General features: G+C 38.2%; 24 protein-coding genes and 1 riboswitch. Of the genes, 15 read left to right on the forward strand and 9 right to left on the reverse strand.

What is annotated here, in order from left to right:
- Window positions 1-9: 9 nt before the first annotated feature.
- On the reverse strand, window positions 10-1,128 hold the full coding sequence (gene yfkAB, locus SB717_RS21485; RefSeq protein WP_410904645.1) for a radical SAM/CxCxxxxC motif protein YfkAB: 1,119 nt from the start codon (window positions 1,126-1,128) through the stop codon (window positions 10-12).
- A gap of 203 nt (window positions 1,129-1,331) precedes the next feature.
- Between yfkAB and SB717_RS21490 the strand changes: the two genes are divergently transcribed.
- The 6 genes from SB717_RS21490 to SB717_RS21515 all read left to right on the forward strand — a co-directional run bounded on the left by SB717_RS21490 (window position 1,332) and on the right by SB717_RS21515 (window position 9,926).
- On the forward strand, window positions 1,332-1,517 hold the full coding sequence (locus SB717_RS21490; protein WP_013081532.1) for an SE1561 family protein: 186 nt from the start codon (window positions 1,332-1,334) through the stop codon (window positions 1,515-1,517).
- Window positions 1,518-1,680: 163 nt separating this feature from the next.
- Window positions 1,681-3,222, forward strand: coding sequence for a fumarate hydratase (locus tag SB717_RS21495; RefSeq protein ID WP_410904646.1), 1,542 nt, complete (start codon window positions 1,681-1,683; stop codon window positions 3,220-3,222).
- A 94-nt stretch (window positions 3,223-3,316) separates the two neighbouring features.
- Window positions 3,317-4,126 (forward strand): delta-lactam-biosynthetic de-N-acetylase, encoded by an 810-nt coding sequence (gene pdaA, locus SB717_RS21500; RefSeq protein ID WP_410904647.1) that lies wholly within the window; start codon window positions 3,317-3,319, stop codon window positions 4,124-4,126.
- A gap of 162 nt (window positions 4,127-4,288) precedes the next feature.
- A complete protein-coding gene (gene rlmD / locus SB717_RS21505; RefSeq protein ID WP_098622114.1) occupies window positions 4,289-5,674 on the forward strand; it encodes a 23S rRNA (uracil(1939)-C(5))-methyltransferase RlmD in 1,386 nt (461 codons plus the stop codon).
- Window positions 5,675-5,926: 252 nt separating this feature from the next.
- A riboswitch (glycine riboswitch) is annotated at window positions 5,927-6,007 on the forward strand.
- Between the two features lie 158 nt (window positions 6,008-6,165).
- Window positions 6,166-7,509 (forward strand): amino acid permease, encoded by a 1,344-nt coding sequence (locus tag SB717_RS21510; protein WP_410904648.1) that lies wholly within the window; start codon window positions 6,166-6,168, stop codon window positions 7,507-7,509.
- A gap of 275 nt (window positions 7,510-7,784) precedes the next feature.
- Window positions 7,785-9,926, forward strand: a complete 2,142-nt coding sequence (locus tag SB717_RS21515; protein ID WP_410904649.1) for a cache domain-containing protein — start codon at window positions 7,785-7,787, stop codon at window positions 9,924-9,926.
- A gap of 427 nt (window positions 9,927-10,353) precedes the next feature.
- Here the strand turns inward: SB717_RS21515 and SB717_RS21520 are convergent, their stop codons facing one another.
- The 4 genes from SB717_RS21520 to SB717_RS21535 form a co-directional block, all read right to left on the reverse strand.
- A complete protein-coding gene (locus tag SB717_RS21520; RefSeq protein WP_013055148.1) occupies window positions 10,354-10,470 on the reverse strand; it encodes a YfhE family protein in 117 nt (38 codons plus the stop codon).
- 101 nt (window positions 10,471-10,571) lie between these two features.
- Entirely contained in the window at window positions 10,572-11,132 is a 561-nt protein-coding gene (locus tag SB717_RS21525) for a GNAT family N-acetyltransferase (RefSeq protein ID WP_410904650.1), read from the reverse strand.
- A 255-nt stretch (window positions 11,133-11,387) separates the two neighbouring features.
- On the reverse strand, window positions 11,388-12,515 hold the full coding sequence (locus SB717_RS21530; protein WP_074682679.1) for an amidohydrolase: 1,128 nt from the start codon (window positions 12,513-12,515) through the stop codon (window positions 11,388-11,390).
- A 60-nt stretch (window positions 12,516-12,575) separates the two neighbouring features.
- Window positions 12,576-13,478: a TIGR01777 family oxidoreductase gene (locus SB717_RS21535; RefSeq protein ID WP_410904651.1), complete on the reverse strand. Its 903-nt coding sequence runs from the start codon at window positions 13,476-13,478 to the stop codon at window positions 12,576-12,578.
- 98 nt (window positions 13,479-13,576) lie between these two features.
- Between SB717_RS21535 and recX the strand changes: the two genes are divergently transcribed.
- A complete protein-coding gene (recX, locus tag SB717_RS21540; RefSeq protein WP_144646508.1) occupies window positions 13,577-14,386 on the forward strand; it encodes a recombination regulator RecX in 810 nt (269 codons plus the stop codon).
- Between the two features lie 121 nt (window positions 14,387-14,507).
- Here recX and SB717_RS21545 read toward each other — a convergent pair whose 3' ends face one another.
- A complete protein-coding gene (locus tag SB717_RS21545; protein WP_182007015.1) occupies window positions 14,508-15,161 on the reverse strand; it encodes an SDR family NAD(P)-dependent oxidoreductase in 654 nt (217 codons plus the stop codon).
- 82 nt (window positions 15,162-15,243) lie between these two features.
- Here SB717_RS21545 and SB717_RS21550 point away from each other — a divergent pair, with 82 nt between their 5' ends.
- On the forward strand, window positions 15,244-15,558 hold the full coding sequence (locus SB717_RS21550; protein ID WP_013055154.1) for a YfhH family protein: 315 nt from the start codon (window positions 15,244-15,246) through the stop codon (window positions 15,556-15,558).
- An 83-nt stretch (window positions 15,559-15,641) separates the two neighbouring features.
- On the opposite strand, the gene SB717_RS21555 is transcribed toward SB717_RS21550, so the two are convergent.
- Window positions 15,642-15,797, reverse strand: coding sequence for a small, acid-soluble spore protein K (locus SB717_RS21555; protein WP_013055155.1), 156 nt, complete (start codon window positions 15,795-15,797; stop codon window positions 15,642-15,644).
- Window positions 15,798-15,932: 135 nt separating this feature from the next.
- Here SB717_RS21555 and SB717_RS21560 point away from each other — a divergent pair, with 135 nt between their 5' ends.
- Window positions 15,933-16,202 (forward strand): YfhJ family protein, encoded by a 270-nt coding sequence (locus SB717_RS21560; protein WP_028412432.1) that lies wholly within the window; start codon window positions 15,933-15,935, stop codon window positions 16,200-16,202.
- Between the two features lie 63 nt (window positions 16,203-16,265).
- On the opposite strand, the gene SB717_RS21565 is transcribed toward SB717_RS21560, so the two are convergent.
- The gene (locus SB717_RS21565; protein WP_074682687.1) at window positions 16,266-17,246 is read right to left on the reverse strand and encodes a metal-dependent hydrolase; all 981 of its coding nucleotides are present in this window, start codon (window positions 17,244-17,246) and stop codon (window positions 16,266-16,268) included.
- Between the two features lie 239 nt (window positions 17,247-17,485).
- On the opposite strand from SB717_RS21565, the gene mutY reads away from it, so the two are divergent.
- Window positions 17,486-18,580, forward strand: a complete 1,095-nt coding sequence (gene mutY, locus SB717_RS21570; protein WP_074682689.1) for an A/G-specific adenine glycosylase — start codon at window positions 17,486-17,488, stop codon at window positions 18,578-18,580.
- Between the two features lie 33 nt (window positions 18,581-18,613).
- Here mutY and SB717_RS21575 read toward each other — a convergent pair whose 3' ends face one another.
- On the reverse strand, window positions 18,614-18,838 hold the full coding sequence (locus SB717_RS21575; protein WP_014461827.1) for a hypothetical protein: 225 nt from the start codon (window positions 18,836-18,838) through the stop codon (window positions 18,614-18,616).
- Window positions 18,839-18,954: 116 nt separating this feature from the next.
- On the opposite strand from SB717_RS21575, the gene fabL reads away from it, so the two are divergent.
- From fabL to SB717_RS21600, 5 genes are all read left to right on the forward strand, one after another.
- The gene (fabL, locus tag SB717_RS21580; RefSeq protein WP_016762867.1) at window positions 18,955-19,704 is read left to right on the forward strand and encodes an enoyl-[acyl-carrier-protein] reductase FabL; all 750 of its coding nucleotides are present in this window, start codon (window positions 18,955-18,957) and stop codon (window positions 19,702-19,704) included.
- Window positions 19,705-19,801: 97 nt separating this feature from the next.
- Window positions 19,802-20,095, forward strand: a complete 294-nt coding sequence (locus SB717_RS21585; RefSeq protein WP_074682691.1) for a gamma-type small acid-soluble spore protein — start codon at window positions 19,802-19,804, stop codon at window positions 20,093-20,095.
- A gap of 189 nt (window positions 20,096-20,284) precedes the next feature.
- Window positions 20,285-20,545, forward strand: coding sequence for a YgaB family protein (locus SB717_RS21590; RefSeq protein WP_013081548.1), 261 nt, complete (start codon window positions 20,285-20,287; stop codon window positions 20,543-20,545).
- 195 nt (window positions 20,546-20,740) lie between these two features.
- Window positions 20,741-21,277, forward strand: coding sequence for a nucleoside tri-diphosphate phosphatase (gene ntdP, locus SB717_RS21595; RefSeq protein ID WP_013055163.1), 537 nt, complete (start codon window positions 20,741-20,743; stop codon window positions 21,275-21,277).
- A 169-nt stretch (window positions 21,278-21,446) separates the two neighbouring features.
- Window positions 21,447-23,198 carry an ABC transporter ATP-binding protein gene (locus tag SB717_RS21600; RefSeq protein ID WP_074682693.1) on the forward strand — a complete coding sequence of 584 codons (1,752 nt, stop codon included), beginning with the start codon at window positions 21,447-21,449 and terminating at the stop codon, window positions 23,196-23,198.
- Window positions 23,199-23,221 lie beyond the last annotated feature (23 nt).

Consider the following 23,221-nt stretch of genomic DNA (forward strand, 5'->3'; position numbering starts at 1 on the left):
CTTTTTTTGTTATTTTGTAATGTTCGCTTGGAGTTTGCTGAAATCAGTATCTTGATAATAGCTGTTTTTCACCAAAATATTAGGTCCCAAACACGACACTGTTGAACAATGGCAGCTAAGTTCTTTAGAAATCGTGCTTTGTTGCCACGTATCAAAAGCGTCTGTAAGTTTTGTATCTTGAATGTTGCCAAGAGGAGGCGTATCACCAAAATCAGTTACGATGATATCTCCGTCGAAAATATTTACATTTAGGCGAGAACGCCCGTCTGGATCGTTTCGAACGGTTACATTTTTACTGCTATACAAGCGCTGTAAAAGCGTTAAGTCTTCCTCGTTATTACTGCATGCATAAAACGGTAACGTGCCGAATAGCATCCACACATTTTCATCTCGAATATCAAGAAGGTGATGAATAGCTTGACGCATTTCAGGAAGAGATAATGTTTCTAGAGTGCTAGCAAAGTCACTTGGATACATAGGGTGTACTTCGTGGCGCTGACAAAGCATTTCATCAACAATTTGACGATGAATCTTTTCCATATGAGGAAGCGTACGTTTATTTAACATCGTTTCAGCTGATACCGTTACACCTGCTTTTACAAGCGCGCGGCTGTTTTCAATCATACGGTCGAAATATTTGGCGCGCTGCTCATAGGTAGGCTTTCGTTCCATCATTGCAAAGCCAGCTTCAACAAAGTCGTCCATCGTTCCCCAGTTGTGAGAAATATGTAAAACATCTAAATAAGGAATGATTTGTTCGTAACGGGCAAGATCTAATGTTAAATTTGAATTAATCTGTGTACGGACACCTCGTTCATGTGCATACTTTAATAAAGGCACCACATAATTTTTCACAGAAGATAGAGACATCATAGGCTCTCCGCCCGTGATGCTTAACGCCCGAAGTGTTGGAATTTCATCGAGACGTTTTAAAATTAAATCAAGAGGCAGTGCGTTTGGGTCTTTTGGCTGCAGCGTATATCCAACTGCGCAGTGCTCACATCGCATATTACAAAGCGTCGTTGTTGTAAATTCAACGTTTGTGAGCATCGGTTTGCCATATTGTTTCATATCTAAATACGCTTCCCACGGATCGAACTCCGGGGTAATTCGTTGTAAAGTGGCCATAAAAAAACTCCTTTTATTTTTCCGTAAAGTGAAATGATGATGAAAACATCTCACGGTCCGTCCTGCTAGACTAAATTATACGTCCCATTCAAAACGGACACCAGTGACTATTATGGATTTTATTGCTTTTAGTTGTCAAATATGAAGGTATTCGTTAGGATATAAGGAAATACGAATGAAAAGCTATATCAGGAGGGTTTAAAATGGGAAACGCCGTTCGAGATAAAGATTCACAAGTACGTTATTTAAAAGATCGTTTAAATATGTTTGTACACGTATTAGACTCTATGGAGCCTGAAAACACAGATCTAGAAGACATTGACCGTTTGATCACAATGATTGATGACTTAGAAGCAAAATGTGAGCAGTTTAAAAAAGATAAAGAATGAACAAAGAAAAAAGCGCTAGAAAAACTAGCGCTTTTTTGCTTGAAGTGGAAATCCTCCTATAAAGGTCTTTCGAAACAATTTTTGAAGGAGTATAATAAATTTTGAAAGTTGTACGACAGATAGATAAATACATACATTAGCGGGATATGGGAGGAATTAAGTGATGATTGAAGCTTTAAAACAAAGCATGTACGATTTAATTGTTGAAACATCTACAAAATTGCCAAAAGACGTTCGACGTGCTATCGCAAAGGCAAAAGCGCGTGAGAATGCAGGAACGCGTGCCGCAATGTCTTTAGCGACCATTACCAATAATATTAAAATGGCGGATGATAATTTATCACCAATTTGTCAAGATACAGGTATGCCAACATTTAAAATTAAAACCCCTGTAGGAGTGAATCAACTTCAAATTAAAGAAGCGATTTATTGGGCAATTGAAGAAGCAACAAAGCACGGAAAGCTTCGCCCTAACTCTGTAGATTCGTTAACGGGAGAAAACAGCGGTAATAATTTAGGCGGAGGCACGCCGGTTATTAAGTTTGAACAGTGGGAAAATGACTATATTGATGCGCGTCTCATTTTAAAAGGCGGCGGCTGTGAAAACAAAAACATTCAGTATAGCCTGCCTTGTGAAGTAGAAGGATTAGGTCGAGCTGGCCGTGATTTAGACGGCATTCGTAAATGTGTGATGCACTCAGTATACCAAGCGCAAGGCCAAGGCTGTAGCGCCGGCGTCATTGGTGTTGGAATCGGTGGCGACCGTACAACAGGCTATGAATTAGCAAAAGAGCAGCTGTTCCGAAACTTAGATGACGAAAATCCAAACGCTCAGCTTAAAGAATTAGAAGAGTATGTAATGGAAAATGCCAATAAGTTAGGAATCGGTACAATGGGCTTTGGCGGAGAAACGACATTACTTGGCTGTAAAGTCGGCGTAATCAATCGTATTCCTGCTAGCTTCTATGTGTCAGTTGCGTATAACTGCTGGGCTTACCGTCGCTTAGGTATTAAAATCAATGCTGATACAGGAAGCGTTCAAGAGTGGCTGTATCAAGAAGGCGAAGAAGTAGATTTTAATAACAATGCAGGTGCAGAAGAGAAACAAAATGCGGATGAAACAAAAGAAGTTGTATTACAAGCACCTATTACAGAAGAGCAAATTCGTGAATTAAAAGTGGGCGACGTGGTGCGCATCAACGGTATAATGTACACAGGGCGCGACGCCATTCACAAACATTTAACAGATCACGATGCGCCAATTGATTTAAATGGACAAATCATTTATCACTGTGGTCCGGTTATGTTGAAAGATGAAGATGAAAAATGGCACGTAACCGCTGCAGGACCAACAACAAGTATCCGTGAAGAACCTTACCAAGGAGATATTATGAAGAAATTTGGTATCCGCGCGGTTATCGGTAAAGGCGGTATGGGGCCTAAAACGCTTGCTGCTCTTCAAGAGCACGGCGGTGTGTACTTAAATGCTATAGGCGGAGCTGCACAGTACTATGCTGATTGTATCAAGAGTGTAGAAGGCGTTGATTTGATGCAGTTCGGTATTCCTGAAGCAATGTGGCATTTAAAAGTAGAAGGCTTTACAGCTGTAGTGACGATGGATTCACACGGAAACAGCTTGCATGCAGATGTCGACAAGTCTTCATTTGAAAAGCTTGAGCAATTTAAAGAACCGGTATTTAAATAAACATACGTCCAAAGCGTATGGTAAAAAGTAACGTTCATGAACGAGAAAATTGAGTGGATACTAAGCGTAAAATGACTTCCGAAAGGAGCTTCTTATGCGCCGGTTCACCTTTTTTCTCGTTTTTTTATTCGTAATGTCAACAGGCATAGCATCTGTTGAAGCACAAATGTATCCAAACACTCCGATCAGCTGGGGGTTTCAAAAAAGTAAAAATCACAAGCCCGCATCCGCAGGTACAGCTTATGAACAAATTCTTGCTAAGTATGATGCGTTTTATCTCGGAGATACAAATAAAAAAGATATTTATTTAACGTTTGATAACGGTTATGAAAATGGTTATACACCGCAGGTATTAGACGTGCTCAAAAAAAGAAAGGTTCCTGCCACGTTCTTTGTAACAGGACACTATTTAAAAGAAGAGCCCAAGCTAATTAAACGAATGGTAAAAGAAGGGCATATTGTCGGCAATCATTCATGGCATCACCCTGACTTAACTCAAGTTGATGATGGACGCTTTAAAGAGGAACTGCAAAAAGTAAAAGATGAATACAAGAATATTACTGGTCGTGATGAAATGAAGTATCTTCGCTCACCTAGAGGTGTATTTAGCGAGCGAACGCTAGCTCTTTCAAAGCAAGAAGGCTATACGAATGTATTTTGGTCACTTGCATTCGTTGACTGGAAAGTAAATGAACAAAAAGGCTGGCGCTATTCATACGACAATATGATGGCTCAAATACATCCAGGTGCGATCATGCTTTTGCATACCGTTTCAAAGGATAACGCAGATGCGTTAGATCAAGCGATTGTGGATTTAAAAAAGAAGGGCTATACGTTTAAAAGCATTGATGATTTAATGAACGAACGCAAACAAATGAAGAAAAGTCCTTCTAAAACGAAATAAGGATAAAAACCGACGGAAATATTTCTTCTGTCGGTTTTTTGCTGTTGAAGTGTTATAATATGCGTTGATGTCTTTTTTAAAGCGATACGGTCTAATAGGTTTTAAGCAGCTAAAGACCGTTAATAACTATATAAAGAATTTAAACTAATCGGAGTTGGTCTCATGAATAAACCAAAAACTGAAATGAAAGTTCAAAAAGGACAAACGTTTCCGTTGACTATAAAAAGACTCGGTATTAATGGAGAAGGCGTAGGATATTTTAAGCGCCAGGTCGTCTTCGTGCCGGGAGCATTGCCGAATGAAGAAGTGGTTGTAGAAGCAACAAATGTTCAGCATAAGTTTGCCGAAGGGAAAATTAAGCGAATTCGCAAAAAATCTCCTCAGCGCGTAGAAGCACCTTGTCCGATTTACGACCAGTGCGGAGGCTGCCAGCTTCAGCACTTATCTTATGAAGGTCAGCTAGAATCTAAGCGCGATATTGTTCTGCAAGCGTTCGAACGTCACAGTTCATTAAAAAAAGTAGAAGAAAAAACACGCCAAACGATTGGTATGGAAGATCCTTGGCGCTATCGTAATAAATCTCAGTTTCAAGTAGGTGTGGATAAACAAAAAGTTATCGCCGGTTTGTACGGATTGAATTCTCACCGCTTGATTGACATTGAAAACTGTCCGATTCAGCATGGAGCCACGAATCACGTGACAAAAGAAATAAAACGAATTTTACAAGATCTTCAAATTCCTATCTACAATGAACGCAAACGCCGTGGTATTGTACGTACCATCGTATCTCGAGTAGGATTTGAAACGGGTGAAGTGCAAGTTGTCTTGATCACGGCTAAACAAGAAATTCCGAAAAAAGAGCTGTTGACTAAAGAAATTCAGCGCCGCCTGCCGGAAGTAAAATCGCTCGTACAAAACGTAAACGGCCAAAAAACATCGCTTATCTTTGGAGACGAAACGTTTACCCTGGCTGGGAAATCGGTGATTCAAGAAACGTTAGGAGATATCTCGTTCGAACTTTCAGCGCGTGCATTTTTCCAGCTGAATCCTCTTCAAACCGTGAAGCTATATGACGAAGTGAAAAAAGCAGCTGCGCTAACGGGAAGTGAAAAAATTGTAGATGCTTACTGCGGAGTAGGGACAATTGGCTTATGGCTTGCTAAAGATGCCAAAGAAATTCGCGGAATGGACACGATTGAAGAATCCATTGTAGACGCGCGAAAAAATGCCCAAGATCATGGGTTTGAGCATGCCACATATGTGACGGGTCCAGCTGAAAAATGGATGCCGCAGTGGGTAAAAGAAGGCTGGAAGCCAGACGTTATCGTTGTTGACCCGCCGCGAACAGGCTGTGATGATAAGCTTCTAAAAACGATTTTACAAGTGAAGCCAAAGAAAATGGTTTACGTTTCTTGTAATCCATCCACACTAGCAAAAGATGTGCAGCAGCTGTCGAAGGCTTATCATGTGGATTACATTCAGCCTGTGGATATGTTCCCTCATACCGCACATGTGGAGAATGTGGTAAGTTTGACGTTAAAGAAATAAATAGATAAAGAGTAAAGGGCAGATTTGATTCTGCTCTTTTTTGTTTGTAATAAGGTGATCTTTGTCACAAGTAAAGAAACAAGATTTTTATGTAGTGTCTTCTTTTAAAGAAGGTAAATAAATGAAAATGCTCTTTCTTGTTGACAAAGCATCAAACTGGTATTAGAATAAACAACTATTCGACAGTCATTATATTGATCGGAAAAATTTAATACGTAGAAAGCTATGATTGCTGTGGGTCACACTATAGCAGGAGCAGCTTCTGGAGAGATCGCGATAGTTTCGCGACGCCGAAGGGTTCACAATCTCAGGCAAAAGGACAGAAGAGTACCGGATATTTATTTGGCATGTTACTAATTGGTAGCATGTACCTTAATATTTGTTATTCTTATGACCATGAGATTGGAGCGCATCCAATCTCTTTTTTTATTGGACTTTATTTGTAGTCCGTACGATGGCATCAAAGGTATTATTGTTAGGAGGAGTTAGAGTTGGAACAACGAGAATTAAAGAGGGATTTATCCAATCGTCATGTTCAGCTAATCGCGATTGGGGGAACCATTGGGACGGGCTTGTTTTTAGGTTCTGGTAAAGCAATACAGCTTGCAGGTCCCTCTATCATCTTTGCTTATGTAATTGTGGGTATTGCGCTTTTCTTTGTGATGAGAGCGCTAGGAGAACTACTGCTATCTAAAGCAGGTTATCAATCATTAACTGATGTTGCTGAAGAGTATCTTGGACCATGGGCGTCATTTGTAACGGGATGGACCTACTGGTTTTGCTGGATCATGACAGCTATGGCTGATGTGATTGCCGTTGGCGTATATGTGAAATATTGGTTCAATATCCCTCAGTGGATTCCTGCACTTATTTGTGTGATTATTTTATTAGGGCTTAACTTATTAACCGTAAAATTATTTGGAGAATTAGAGTTTTGGTTTGCTTTAATAAAGGTTATTACGATTCTTGCATTAATTATTATTGGCGTTATTTTGCTGGTAATGGGATTTAAAACAGACGCGGGATCCGTTACTGTTCAAAACCTTTGGAATCATGGAGGACTGTTTCCAAATGGGGTTTCAGGTTTCTTACTTTCGTTCCAAATGGTTATATTCGCATACGTGGGAGTTGAATTGGTAGGGGTATCCGCAGCAGAAACATCAAATCCCCAAAAAAATATTCCATCGGCCATTAATAAAATTCCGCTGCGAATCTTATTTTTCTATGTTGGAGCGCTTATCGTCCTTTTATTTATTAACCCGTGGATGGAATTAAATGCAGCAGAAAGCCCATTTGTTAAAACCTTTAGTTTAGTCGGAATTCCGCTTGCTGCTGGAATTATCAATTTTGTTGTATTAACTTCAGCTGCTTCTGCTTGTAATAGCGGAATGTTTTCAACAAGCCGTATCTTATATAATTTAAGTAAAAATGACCAAGGGCCATCTAAGTTTGCAAAACTGAATAAAAACCACGTACCAAGCAACGGATTATTTGTATCTACGCTGGTCATCTCAGCGGGAGCTCTTTTAAGCAAACTTATACCAGACCAAGCTTTCGGCATCGTAACGACCATTAGCGCTATTTGTTTTATTTGGGTGTGGAGTATCATTTTGATTTGTCATCTAAGATATAAAAAAACGCGTCCGCAGCTACATGCAGCATCAACATTCAAAGCACCGTTAACACCATTTATAAACTATATTGTGCTAGCGTTGTTTGCAGTGATTCTTATTATTATGCTGTTTTCTGATGCGACGCGCCCAGCCTTATTGTTGACACCCGTTTGGTTTATTCTCTTATTTGGTTTTTACTGGGCTAGAAGGAAAAAGAAATAGTAAATTGGTGACCTCATCATTTCGTGATGGGGTCTTTTTATCGGAGGATAAATAATGGATTTCTACTGCATGAAGAAAATGCAGGAAGCAAAGTTTATATAAGAACCCTAAAAAAATGTTTAAAACACAGTGAAAAAGCTCATAGTTTTCTGGTCGTAATGTAGAACCCAATGCTTTTCTTCTATGTCTAAAGGTGGAATTCTATCATTTACATGGAAAAGTTTTCATTTTGCAGTACAATGGAGATAGACTTCATTAGATTAAGGTGAACAAACATGAAATGGTTTAAATCTCATACGTTTTGGAAAATCTTCATGATTAATGTGCTTCTTATTTGTACCGTATTAACGCTAATGTTTATTGTTTCAAGAGTGATGCTGCCTAATATTTCTCAAGATCAATATCGGCAGGTAACTGATAAAACCGTCAAGAGAATGAAAGAGCAAATTAACGTCGTCATTAAAGATATTTGGAGCCTGGGCGACGAGGTACAGCAAGATCCTATTTTTTTATCGGATGATGAACAAGAGATAGACAAAGAACTGCAGAAAATAGTTAATATTTCACCGTATATCGATAGCGGAACCATTTTTAATACAAAAGGGTATGTGGAGCATTATTACCCGAATGATTTAAAGAATATGAAGCACGTGAACTTAAGTAAAAGAAAATATTTTCAAGAAGCGCTGCGCACCAAAAAAATATATTTAAGCGATGTCGTTTCAGCAGACACAAAGCATTACATTGTGGTGATGGCGATTCCTATTTTGGATGGGCAGCAAAATGTAAAAAAGGTCGTAAATTTAGCGCTGAGAATTGAAGAAAATGAAAGTTTTCAATCCATCTTTCAAACGTTCGATATAGGAGAGAACGGCTATACATTTATTGTAGACCGCAATGGTAGAATTATTTCCCACCCAGAGAAACAGAGAATCGGTGAAAATGCTAAGAAAAACGAAATCGTTCAGAAAACGATGAATCATAAATCAGGATATCGGCGCGTTGTGAACACCGAAGGTAAGTATTTCTTTGCGTCTTTCGAATATATTCCTGTTTTAGATTGGGGAATTGTCGCTGAATTACCTGTTGAAGAAATTTACAGGCCTTATGAAATGTTTGAAAAAACGCTTTGGATCGTTTCAGGTGTTACGATTTTACTGCTTTCTTTTTTTACCGCGTTATATGCAAGGCAAATTGTGAATCCAATTCATAAACTATATGAATTGGCGGGACAAGTAGCGCGCGGGAATTTTAATCAAAAAATTCCGGAACGAGAAATTGAGCGGGGCGAAATCGGTATTTTATCTAAACAGTTTAATGAAATGATTAGCTATATACGCCATTCTAAAGCGAATTTACAGCAAAAAGAAAATCAGCTGCAGGAACAAAAAACGTTTTTAAGACAAGTTATTGACATTAATCCAAGCTATATTTATGCTATCAATCAAAAAAGGGAATTCATTCTCGTTAATGAATCTTTTGCGATGCTCTTAGGTGAAAAATCTGATGACTTAATTGGACAATCAATTGATAAATATCAGTTCAACCTTCAATCAGATCTTTTATATAAAGGGGCGTTTTCAAACTGTACCCAAAAAGGGATGGTATTAGAAGAACAGTTTAAAGATTCGAAAGGAAACCGGCGCTGGGTCGAAACAGCAAAACTTCCTATTATGAATGAAAAACAGGAAATGATTCAAATGCTGTGCGTATCGACAGATATTACGGAGCGTAAAAAGGCAGAAGAGAAGCTTAGAACTTCTGAGAAGCTTGCCGTGGTAGGAGAACTTGCAGCTGGAGTAGCTCATGAAATCAAAAATCCTTTAACTTCTTTAAAAGGTTTTGTTCACTTATTAAAAGAACAACATCCTAAAGATGCTTTGTATATAGATATCATGGAAACGGAATTAGAACGAATGAATGGAATCGTAGAAGAATTTTTGATGTTAGGAAAACCTCAGGTAATGAAGGTTGAATCTTTGAATATGCAAGCGCTTGTTCAAGAAGTGTGCTCACTTCTTGAACCTGAAGCAGTAAAAAAGGAAGTAGCTTTCATATTTGAAAGAGACGACCAGTTACCAAAGGTGTATGGAGATAAAAATCAGTTAAAACAAGTATTCATTAATATTATTAAAAATTCTATCGAAGCAATGCCTGAAGGAGGAGCTATTCATATCATGATTAAAGTAAAAGAAAACCATCTTTGGCTGCAGCTTGCTGATGAAGGACAGGGTATTCCTCCTGAACGGTTAGCGAAGATAGGTGAGCCTTTTTATAGTACAAAAGAAAAAGGTACAGGTTTAGGACTGATGGTCAGCTATCGGATTATTAAAGCTCACCACGCGCAGATGACGTTTTCTAGTGAGTTAGATAAAGGAACAAGTGTGGATATATTGTTTCCAATAATAAAAAAGTAGGGGGAAGTTCCCCCTACTTTTTTATTATTATACTTATAATATATCGAAAGCCTTAATGTTACTAAAATAAATGAAAGTACTAAAGAAGATATCCACAGGTTAACAAGAAGTTAACTGCTGAATTATATAGGATATTCACAACTTTATCCACACTATTCACATTTTTTCAGAAAATTTACATAAAAATTACCCACTGTTATTTCAAGTTATGAAAGCGGTAATATGCATATTCAATAAAGTTATGCACATTATCCACATAATTGTGGGTAAACTTTGTGGATATAGTAGAGTAGTAAAAAAACCTCAATAACATCTATAAAATCTTCGTATTATTATGTCTACATAATATAAAAACGTCCTTCCGATACAAACTGTACAAAAAGGACGTTGAGATGATCAAGCGTTGGATAGAGATGTTTTGCCTCACTTATTTTTTCGTGTAGCCGCCTGCACGGTCTGCTTTTTTAAACTCACGGCCGTAATAGATTTCTTGAGCGCTACTTAACGTATTTTTTGCGTTTTCTTTTCGTTTTTTTTCAGACATAAAAAAACCTCCAATTAACGTTTTTCGATCATGCTACTTATTTTTTCCAGAATCTCTCGTTTTTAATCATAAAAAAAGCTCTCCGTTACACGGAGAGACTCTTACGCTTCTTTAAGCTGGTGATCTTCTTGAACGTCTTGTTCGTGACGCAAGTAGTATAATGTATACAAATCTTTTGGGATTTCGTATAAATCATATACGTCTTCATGTTGATTAATTTCATCGTACAAAGCTTTGTGTGTTTCATTCGCAAGTACTGCATAAGGCAGTTTTTCTGCAGCCTTAATAGACCTAATATTAATTTTGCGAATTCGCATAAAAATTCGCTCTATATTTAACTCAAAGAACAGTTCATTAAAGAACGCTTCTTTTGCAATTTGATTATATCCTTTTCCATGAAACGGTTTGCCAAGCCAAGTGCCTAAAAAGCCAGCTTGGTCCTGTACATCAAATAAATTAATGGTGCCTATAGGGTTACCCCATTCGTCTAAAATCGTGCGAGAAATGATTTCTCCATGATCTTCTGCTTCCATCGTTTGTTTAGTCACAAATAAAAATTCTTCATAGGAACGGGCTTTATGACGAACAAAAGGGAAGACATCAGGATGTACCATGAGTTCGTATAGAGATTGACAGTCATTTAGGTCACGTTTTTTTAACATAACTTTTCCCTCCTGATCGAGGGTATATACAGACTCCAATCAAGTCCCCACCCTCGAAATTTTTTAATAATTAAAAAAATTTCGGGGTGGGAATCGAACCCACTAGAACCAGTTACCTGGTGGCGCACCATTTGCCTTCCCATTACAAGTCAACAAACATAAAAAGTCAACGTGTGATGTTTATGCTTTTGTGAAATTCACATGCTTCTAAACGTATCATACTAAAAAAAATTAAAAAAGAAAATAGGTAAAATGTTAATTTTTTTTAAATAATATTTTACCATTTATCATGGTAAAAATAGGCTTTGCTAAGTAGTGAAAAGGATGATGGCTCCATAGCACCAAATCAGCGTCTTTTCCTGCTTCGATACTGCCGATTCGCTGATCAATACGGAGATTTCGAGCAGCAGCAATCGTGATGCCTTCTAATGCTTTTTGTTCTTCGAGCCCTTCACGTACGGCAATGGATGCACAAATATTTAAGTACTGAATGGGCGTATAAGGATGGTCTGTTGTAATGGAAACTTCTACTCCTTCATTGCAAAGAGCTTGATAGGTTTTCCACGTTTTATTCTTAAGTTCAACCTTTGAGCGGCGTGTTAAAGTTGGTCCCACGCTTACTTTTAAGTTTCTTCCACCCAGCTCTTTAGCAATTAAATGGCCTTCTGTACAGTGCTCAATACGAACGTCTAAATGAAATTCATCTGCTAAGCGCAGAGCTGACAGAATATCATCGGCTCGGTGAGCATGAATTCGAACGGGGATTTCTCTATTCAGTGCTTGAATGAGTGGTTTAATTCGCAAATCATCTTTATTGTCACTGCTTTTTGCATGATAAAAGGCTTCTCTCAGCATCCCCATAATACCCATTCGTGTAATGGATTCTTTATTGCCGTGGCTGTGGATTCGTTTTGGATTTTCTCCTAGCGCAATCTTAAGTCCAGCTGTCTCTTGAATTAACATTTGAGAAATGCTTGTTCCAGCTGTTTTAATAACAGACGTTGTGCCTCCGATCACATTTGCACTTCCAGGCATAATGTGTACAGACGTAATACCCGCTTCAATGGCATCTTTAAACCCAGGATCTAAAGGATGTACACTGTCAAAAGCTCGGATATGTGGAGTCATAGGTTCAATGGTTTCGTTAGCATCATTCCCGGCCCAGCCGGTTCCTTCATCATATAATCCTAGATGTGTATGAACATCAATAAATCCAGGGAATAAATAACGCTGTTTGCAGTCAATGACTTCTACTCGAAGAGGTGGCTGCAAGTTTGGCCCAATTAAAACAATTTTTCCATCTTGAATGAGCGCATCACTATTATAAATAGGTTTTGACGTAATAGGATAGAGCGTTGCATTTTTCAAGAGAATGGTTTTCATAAAGTTACTCCTATCTATCGGCAGCTTAGTCACCTGTTTTAGGGAAATAACAGAAAATAACTAGAGTAAATCTCGCAATGCATCTTCTAATACAGTATATGTAAAAATGTAATTCTGTTGAATCAATTTTTCAGATAAAACGCGCTGTCCTTTCAAAATAATCATACTCATTTCTCCCATCAGCAGCTGAAGGCCAAAGCTAGGTACGGGCATCCAGTGAGGACGATTCAATACTTTTCCAATCGTCTTTCCAAACTCTTTCATTTGAACGGGATTGGGAGCAGTTACATTAATAGGTCCCTCTATTTGTTCGGTATGAATACAATAATCAATGATCTTCACGACGTCTTGAAGATGTACCCAAGACATCCACTGTTCTCCAGAACCGACTGTTCCTCCTGCAAATAATTTATAAGGAAGGGCTGTAGAAGGAAGTGCTCCGCCATCTTTCCCTAATATAACGCCGAATCTTGTTAAGACAGTACGAATATTGAGTTCCATAGCTTTTAGAGCCTCGTTTTCCCACTTTTTTACCGTTTCAGCTAAAAAGTCTGTGCCAATGGATGGAGAAGCTTCTGTGAACGTTTCTTTCGTTGATGTCCCGTAATAACCAACGGCGCTTGCATTTACGTAAAGTGACGGCTTTGCGGGTAAGGCAGCCATAATGCGAAGGATTTCTTGAGTAGAAGAAAGGCGGCTTTCCACGATGGCTTTTTTACGCTCGTCCGTCCAGCGGCCGCTGTTAAGTGAAACGCCAGCTAAATTAATAAAAACGTCTGCTCCTTCTACATGCTCTTCAGGTTGGCTGTTTTCTTGCATCCACTCTACATATTTAAGTTTCGGATCTCTTGCAGCTTTATCTGCATTGCGTGTTAAAATATATACATAATGTTTTTGTGTTAAAAAATGTTTTGTTAAAGCTTTACCTACGAATCCAGTTCCTCCAGCAATAACAATTTTCATACGAACTTCCTCCTTTATTGAGATAAATAAAAATGTGTATGATACGTTTTGCGGTTCTTCAGCCATCAATTTAAATAAGAAATATGAGGTGAAGGTTAATGCCTGTTATCACAAAGATCACAACGCAAAAGAATAGCGGTGAACGTTATAATGTGTATTTAGATTACGGTAAAGGTGAAGAGTTTGGCTTTGGTGTTGACGAAAATGTCCTCATCAAATATGACTTAAAAAAAGGTCGTCAGCTTGATGAATTTGAATTAACCGAAATTCAGTACGCAGATGATGAGAAAAAAGCTTATAATTTAGCGATCACTTACTTATCTTATCGAATGCGCTCTGAAAAAGAGGTACATGATTATTTAAAGAAAAAAGAAATTAACTCTACTATTATTCAACAAGTTATTCAGAAACTAGTCAGCCACCGTTATTTAAATGATGAAGAGTTTGCAAAAGCATTTGTGTTAACTCAGATGAACACAACACCAAAAGGACCAAATGTGATTCAAAGAGAATTAAAAGAAAAGGGGATTTCTGATTCCATTATTACCCTTAGTTTATGTGAATACCCTGAAGAACAGCAAATTCAAACTGCTGTAAAATTAATTGAAAAGTTAAAAGGAAAATATAAAAAATTATCTCAAGTAATGATGAAACAAAAAATGGAACAAGCATTGGCAGTGAAGGGCTATTCGTTTTCTGTTATTCAAGAAGCATTTCAGCGCACGAATACAGAAAAAGAAAGCGATGAGGCATGGGAAGCTCTGCAATACCAAGGAATGAAAGCTCATCGTCGTTTTTCAAAGTATGAAGGCTGGGAATATCAGCAAAAAATGAAGCAGGCTCTTTATAGAAAAGGATTCTCTATTGACCAAATTCAATCATTTCTAGATTCCATTGAAGAAGAATAAAGGCGGGACAAAAGTATGTTAGGTGAAGGAAAATCCGAACGGTGAATCGAGATTCTTGATGGAGAATCCAACTCGTTCGGATTTTTTCATGGTTAACGTTAACGTAGGTTTCACTCTTTCTTTAAAACAAAATGTCTTCTGAATCATTCTGCTGTTTATAAATAATCTCAGCGATTTCTGAAGCTGAGCGCAAGCGGCTTTTATCTTTAATGTGGTTGTTGTGATCCCAAAAAGGGGTATTCATGCCCCCCATATAAGCTGCAATCACATGAAGGCTGGTATTTTGATACTCCACTTTTAAACTTTCTGTAAATCCTCTTACGCCAAATTTGCTTGCCACATAGACGCTTTCATTAGCTTTTCCGCGAAGTCCTGCAGTTGAAATGATATTCATAACTTTAGGTTCAGGTCTCGTCAAGAGATGAGGCATAAGCGCTTGTGTTAAAAAAATAGTTCCTTTTACATTTGTATCGATGACTTCATCGATTGCTTGTTTTGTATAATCCGTCAAAGGACCAAAATGTCCAATACCTGCATTGTTGATAAGGATATCTACTGAATGCTGCATCAGCAGTTTTTCTACAGATTTTCCTACTTCTTCATACTGTGTAATATCTACAAACATCGTATATACGTTGTCTCCTAGCTCATGCTGCGCCTCAGTTAATTTCTGTTGATTGCGTCCAGCTAGAATGACGTTGTAGTCTTTTGCGTAAAGTTTTGCGAGTTCTTTTCCAAGACCCGTCGCACCGCCTGTGATTAGTACTGTTTTCATTCCCAAAACTCCCTTTTCATAGTCTCCCTTTAGTTATACCTTTTGTTATAATAAAATGAAAGCAAACAAGGGGGAAAACAGCATGTCTGAAAAACGTTACAGCGATATGACAACGTATGAACTTCAACAAGAAATTGGGTCTCTTCAAGAAAAAGCACGAAAAGCTGAACAGCTTGGCATGGTCAATGAGTATGCAGTATTAGAAAGAAAAGTAACAATGGCTAGATCGTATTTATTAGATCCTGAAACGTTTAAAGCAGGGGAAGTATATGAAATTCAAGGAGATCCGGGTTCATATTTTAAAATTGATTATATGAACGGAGTTTTTGCGTGGGGGTTTAGGCTTGGTTCACCGCAAAACGAAGAGGCATTGCCTATTTCTATGTTGAAAAAATAAAGGGACGAACAAGCAGCACGAAGTGTGCTGCTTGTTTGATTTCTATATCACTTTATTTTTAAACAAATAAGCAAAGCAAGCGGTTATTCTTCGCGCTCATTAGAAGCATGCATACGTTCTTGCGGATGCGTGTTAATTGTTCCATTTGCCCGTTTTGAAGCGTATTCAGCTTTTGCTCGAGGTTCGCCTTCAAACTTAGTATGATGTTGGTTTGGAAAATCTTTTGCTTTATTGCGCATCGATACCTCTCCTTTTACAACAGAAAGCGTTGCGGTTATGATATAGTACATGAGGGAGTGAATAACTCCGCATTTATAGTGTAAGTTAAAAGTGCAAACATACTCATAAAGAATTTTGGTAATCGAGGTGTTCTTATGAACGATATATTCGAAAGATTAACGAATCAGCTATTAAGCAAAAACAGTTCGCTTTCATATGCTCAAGCCCGTACGTGGGTCGAACTTTTCTGGGAAGATTTTGAGTCATCTTACGCAAAAGCAGGATATGATTATAAAGGGAAAGAAGCGACGGAAAAGGTTGTTACGATGTACATCAACAGCTACGGTGACAAACTTCATGAAATCGCGGTTAAAAACCCTAAATATCAGCATTTATTAAATAACGATGACTATTTAAAACATTAAATAAAAACGAACCGTCTTCTCAAGACGGTTCGTTTTTGGGTTTCATATTTGTTCTTGTTATGATTAGTGCGGGAGATAATCAAGCTTTTTACGCAATTTTTTCTCACTAAAAATCCAACCAGTGTACGAACAAATAATATTTAAGTCGTAATCAAGCTGGACTACGGCTACAAATGGATAGTAATCTTTGCTGCGGTAGCGTAAATCAATAAAGCGCACTTCAATGTGGTCGTTATATTCGTCCAGTTCCCATCTATAAATAGGTGAAAAGGAAAGAAACGCAGATAAATTTTCATCTTTTTTCGCTACTTCAATTACGGCCGATTCGGGAATTGGAACTTTATCAAACGTATCATAAATGAAAATTTCTTCTCCGATTGCTCTTCCTACATGAAAATACTTTTCGGTTGTCACGGCTAAATGCCAGTGAGTGAAACGAAGCGTAGGAGAGATATTGAGCTTGATTACATCAGGAAACTGTTTTCGAAGCTTCTTGGCGATCTGATGGCGCATATAAAAGCGCAGTCCATAGTAAAACGCCAATAACACATAGAGCGTAATAAATGTTGGTCCCGGCTCTGCTCCGATAAACCAAATTAAAATCGCAAGTACGTGGGCTGAGAAAATCACGTAATCAAACGTGTTGATTACCCCAAGCGCAATCCATTTATTTGTGAAAGGCCTTAAAGCCTGCGTGCCATACGCGTTAAAGATATCAACAAAAACGTGAATAATGACGCCTGCAAAGGTCCACATCCATAGATGCAGCAAGTTAGCTCCTGGCAGCAGAAGCGAAAGAATGAGCACGATAAGCAAAGGCCATAAAATAACAGCCGGGATAGAATGTGTAATTCCACGGTGATTGCGGATATACTGTGCATTGTTTCGCAGCTTTAAAACAGTGTCTAAATCAGGTGCTAATGACCCGGCCATTACGCCAATCATCACAGCATCCATTGTGGCTGTATTCGCAGATACAGTGGGGTCTAATGTTGCAAGGCCGCCCAGAGCGATTCCCATTGCAATGTGTGTACCAGTATCCAGAGCGAACTCCTCCTTTGTAAGATGACGATCTTAGATTATTCTAATTCAACATAAAAGCTTGATTTAAAGCAAAAAATCTTGTTTTATTATTAACGTAGCAAATTGGCTGTTTTTATTCATTATTTGAACAATTCATTTTACTATTCATATTTGTAGTTGTTATAAGGTTATCATAAAGTTACTAAGATTCAAAAAGCAACACATTGTATATGTATAGTTAATACCTCGGAGGCTATGACGTGAAACAAAGTAAAGATATTGTACAAAATTTTGATATTCGAGCATTTCAAAATGACTTAATCTCTTGGTTTGAACAGGAACAGCGCATTTTACCTTGGCGTCAAGATCAGGACCCTTATAAGGTGTGGGTATCTGAAATTATGCTTCAACAAACGAGAGTGGATACGGTTATTCCTTATTTTAATAATTTTATTAGCAAATTTCCCACTATCAAAGACTTAGCTTATGCGAATGAAGATGATGTGTTAAAAGCGTGGGAAGGATTAGGCTATTATTCCCGTGCCCGTAATTTGCAAACCGCGGTTCGAGAAGTTCACGAACAATACGGGGGAGAAGTTCCAAATACGCCAGCAGAAATCTCCAAACTAAAAGGAGTGGGTCCTTATACAACAGGGGCCATTTTAAGTATTGCATACGGAGTGCCGCAGCCTGCTGTAGATGGAAATGTCATGCGTGTGCTATCGCGCATTTTATCCGTTTGGGATGATATTGCAAAACCGAAAACAAGAAAGCTGTTTGAAGAAATCGTGCATGAAATTATTTCAAAAGATAATCCTTCCTATTTCAATCAAGGCATGATGGAGCTTGGTGCCATTGTCTGTACACCAACTTCTCCTTCCTGTTTGTTATGTCCAGTTCGCGAACATTGCCGCGCTTTCGAAGAAGGGGTGCAGAATGAGCTTCCTGTTAAATCAAAGAAAAAAGCGCCGCGTGCTCTTCAGCTTGCTGCAGCGGTGGTTAAAGACGGTGAAGGAAATTATCTGATTCATAAGCGTCCAAGCAAAGGACTTTTAGCTAACCTATGGGAATTTCCAAATATAGAAGTAGATCTTAGTATAGCGCCAGATCATCAGCAGCTTCAGGCATTTATTCAAAATGAGTACGGAGCTGATATTAAAATTAATGCGCCGTTTACCACAATTCAGCACGTGTTTTCTCATATCGTCTGGAACATCACAGTATATGAAGCAGAGCTGGTAAGTGATATCGGTGCATTAAAAAACTTGAAAGTAGTTTCTGAAAAAGATTTAGAACAATATGCATTTCCTGTTTCCCATCAAAAAATCTTAAAAGAATATTTGCTTGTTAAATAAAAGAAGCGTGGATAAACTCCGCGCTTCTTTTATTTAATCATATGATACATGCGTGCCGTGTGTATAATCTGCTTCGTGGCGCTGTAACCCGCCACGTGCTTCAATTTCTTTAATAATTTGCTGATGAATACTTTGTCCCTCAGCATTTAAATACGGCGTCATTTGCTGTAAAGAGTGATGGAAAAACGCAAGCTCGCTGTCTTTCCACTCGCTTTTAGAAATCATTGAAAGAGCCGTCATGTCTCTACCTACATACATTCTATTCACCTCGTTCATTTTATCAAGTTTTATCTATTTTCCCTATATTACTTGTTTCTTATGCGATAAAATCAGTACAATGTAAAGATAATATGATACATAAGGGAGATGACATCATGTCACAAAAGGTAGCACTAGTTACGGGAAGCAGCAGAGGTATTGGTAAAGAGATTGCCTTACGTCTTGCTAAAGAAGGATACGATATTGTATTAAACTATGCACGAAGCAAAAGTGCAGCGCAGGAAGTAGCGGAAGAAATCAAAGCATTAGGCAGAGAAGCATTAGTTGTTAAAGCAAACGTAGGAAAAGTAGAGAAAATTAAAGAAATGTTTGAGCAAATTGATGAAGCATTTGGTCGCTTAGATGTATTTGTAAGTAATGCGGCTTCAGGGGTTTTACGTCCTATTATGGAATTAGAAGAAACTCACTGGAATTGGACAATGGACATCAATAGTAAAGGGTATTTATTCTGTGCACAAGAAGCGGCTAAACGTATGGAAAAAGTAGGCGGAGGAAAGATTGTTACCATCAGTTCGCTTGGTTCTATTCGCTATTTAGAAAATTATACAACAGTAGGCGTGTCAAAAGCTGCTGTAGAAGCATTGACTCGCTATTTAGCAGTGGAGCTTGCTCCAAAGAATATTGTGGTAAATGCTGTATCCGGAGGTGCTGTGGATACAGAAGCATTAAAACACTTCCCAAATCGTGATGAACTGTTAGATGATGCGCGCAAACATACTCCAGCTGGTCGTATGGTGGAGCCAAAAGACATGGTAGATGCAGTGATGTTCTTAGTCTCCGATCAAGCAAATATGATTTGCGGTCAAACGCTTATTATTGACGGAGGGCGTTCACTTTTAATGTAAGGTAAATGTATTTTGTGCTTGCGCCTTAAAATACTGAAAAAAGTTTGCATACCCTATTTACCTCCCGGGCATATTAATTTTCGTGGAGGTGATTACAATGGCAAAACAAACAAACAAAACAGCATCTGGTACAAGCACACAACACGTGAAACAACAAAATGCTCAAGCATCTAAAAACAACTTCGGTACTGAATTTGGTAGCGAAACAAATGTACAAGAAGTGAAACAACAAAATGCACAAGCAGCGGCAAACAAAAGCCAAAATGCTCAAGCATCTAAAAACAACTTCGGTACTGAATTTGCTAGCGAAACAAGTGCTCAAGAAGTGAGACAACAAAACGCACAAGCTGAAGCAAAGAAAAACCAAAACGCTGGTAAATACCAAGGTTAATATCAAAAGCGAACTTAACGTCTTTCATACGGCGATGTTAAGTTCGCTTTTTCTTATATAAAAAGCAACAAAGTATGACAAAACTTCTTGAAACTTTACACAGCTCGTCAAAGGAATCTGGATCACCTAAACAGAATGTTAACAGAAGTGCCGCGTGTATGGTTAAAGCAAATAGGGAGGAGCTGTCGTATGAAAAAATTTGATCAGCTAGTGACTCAACAATTGGAGACCATGGATCAACTTCTGTTTTTGCAGTCTGAGATTGAGCGCTGTCAGGAAATTGAAGGTGAACTAATAAAACTTCATGAAGAAGCAAAACTTCATTCTGTGCAAGATGAAATTAGTGAAATGAAACTGAAATTAAAAGAGATTCAATTGACGTTTGAAGCACAAACCGAAGACATTATTCGTACATATAAAAGTGAAGGGGCTTGCTCTACACTTGCTTAATGAACATTGATGTGTCATTTCCTCTCTTTTTTAAGGCTGCCAAGCAAAGGAAAAGTAGGGGGAGTGACTTTTTTGAACTCAAGAAGGTCAGCACATTTGTGTTAAAATGAGAGAGAAACCGTTATAATAAACATAAGACAAATCGAGACGTTATATGAATTTTTTTAAGTGCTAAAATGAAAGTAGGTATTGGAGATGGGAATTCCGGTGGAAGGAGAAACAATTCAAATACACAGCTACAAGCATAATGGACATATTCATCGCGTGTGGGATCGGACAACCGTATTAAAAGCAACCAATAACTTAGTGATTGGAGGAAATGATCGTACGGTCGTTACAGAATCAGATGGACGAACATGGGTCACAAGAGAGCCGGCAATTTGTTATTTTCATGCTCAGCAGTGGTTTAATGTCATTGGGATGATCCGTGAAGATGGAATTTATTATTACTGCAATATCAGTTCGCCGTTCATTTATGATGACAATGAAGCGCTCAAATATATTGATTATGATTTAGATATCAAAGTCTATCCAGATATGACATACACCCTTCTTGATGAAGATGAATATGAGAAGCATCGAAAAGAAATGAATTATCCAGAAGTGATTGACCGTATTTTACATAATCATGTAGAGGAGTTAAAAGGTTGGATTCGACAGCGAAAAGGCCCGTTTGCTCCAGATTTCATTGACATTTGGTATGAGCGCTTTTTAACATATCGGCATTCTTGATGAATGATCTAGAGAACATTATGTTAGGCCGTCTAAAGCTGACTGTTTGATATAATGTTCTTTTTGGCGTTATGCTCACCATCTTTTAGAAGAGATAAAAGCACTAAAAAATCGACGCGTGTACATATACTAAGAAAGCTTGCCCTCATAGATAGAAAGGGGAGATTTTATGGGAAGTATAAGACGCTACATGAAGTTTGTACAGCCATACAAATGGCAAATTGTCGGCACTGTATTAATTGGTATTATTAAATTTGCTATTCCTTTATTAATTCCGCTGCTTTTGAAATATGTTTTGGACGATATCGTAAATGGACATGGCATGTCTTCCTCTGAAAAAGTTCATAAAATGGTGACGATTATGGGGATTTCGTTTGTTATATTTTTAGTGTTAAGACCTCCCATTGAATATTACAGGCAGTATTATGCTCAGTGGGTATCGAGCAAAGTATTATATGATATTCGGGACCAGCTGTTTAGCCATATTCAAAAGCTTAGCTTACGTTATTATGCAAATACTCGAGCGGGTGAAGTGATTTCACGAGTCATCAATGATGTAGAGCAAACAAAAAACTTTGTTATCACAGGCTTAATGAATGTATGGCTTGATATGATGACGATTGTAATAGCCATTGTGATTATGTTTACGATGAATGTACCTTTAACACTGGTATCGATTATTTTGCTGCCGGTTTATGCGTTCTCTGTAAAATATTTTTACAGTCGTCTTCGTCATTTAACAAGAGTCCGTTCGCAGGCTTTAGCGGAAGTGCAGGGGCACTTACATGAAAGAGTTCAAGGGATCTCTGTTATTCGCAGCTTTGCTATTGAGCCTCATGAGCAGAAACAATTTGATAAGCAAAATTCGAATTTCTTACAAAAAGCAATCAATCATACGAATTGGAATGCAAAAACATTTGCAGTAGTGAATACCATTACCGATTTGGCGCCTTTAATCGTGATTACATTTGCTGGATATCAAGTCATCACGGAAAGTCTTAGCGTAGGAACGATGGTAGCATTTGTGGCCTACATTGACCGCTTGTATAATCCGCTTCGTCGCTTGGTCAATTCATCGACTACGCTCACGCAGTCTGTTGCATCTATGGACCGGGTGTTTGAGTTCATTGATGAAGAATATGATATTACAGATAAAAAAGATGCAAAAGAATGCACTGAGCTTCATGGAAAAGTTCAGTTTGAGCACGTTTCATTTGCTTATGAAGAAGAAGAAAAACCTGTGATTCATGATATTAATTTAGATGTAGAAAAAGGAAAATCCGTCGCGTTTGTTGGAATGAGCGGAGGAGGGAAATCCACGCTTATCAGCTTAATTCCGCGCTTTTATGATGTGACAGAGGGTAAAATTCTCATTGATGACATTGATATCAAAACCTATAAAGTACGCAGCCTGCGAGATAAGATTGGAATCGTCCTGCAGGATACGGTGTTGTTTAGTGACACGGTTAAAAACAATATACTGCTTGGAAAGCCAGAAGCGACAGATGAAGAAGTAATTGCTGCAGCAAAAGCCGCAAATGCCCACGATTTTATTATGAATTTGCCCGAAGGATATGATACAAAAGTGGGAGAGCGGGGAATGAAGCTGTCAGGGGGACAGAAGCAGCGTATTTCCATTTCGCGCGTATTTTTAAAAAATCCAGCTATTCTTATTTTTGATGAAGCCACTTCAGCTCTAGATTTGGAAAGTGAGCACTATATTCAAGAAGCGTTAGCTGAACTAGCAAAAGACCGTACGACTTTCATTGTAGCCCATCGTTTATCTACAATTACTCATGTTGATGAAATTGTACTTTTAGAAAATGGAAGAGTAGTCGAACGAGGTTCTCATGAGGAGTTAATTAAGAAAAAAGGTCATTACTATCAGCTCTTTAACGTTCAGCAGCTTGATACAATTTAAAAACACCACCTATTGGCTAACAA

Source organism: Priestia sp. SIMBA_032 (genome assembly GCF_046535215.1).
GTDB classification, from domain to species: domain Bacteria; phylum Bacillota; class Bacilli; order Bacillales; family Bacillaceae_H; genus Priestia; species Priestia aryabhattai.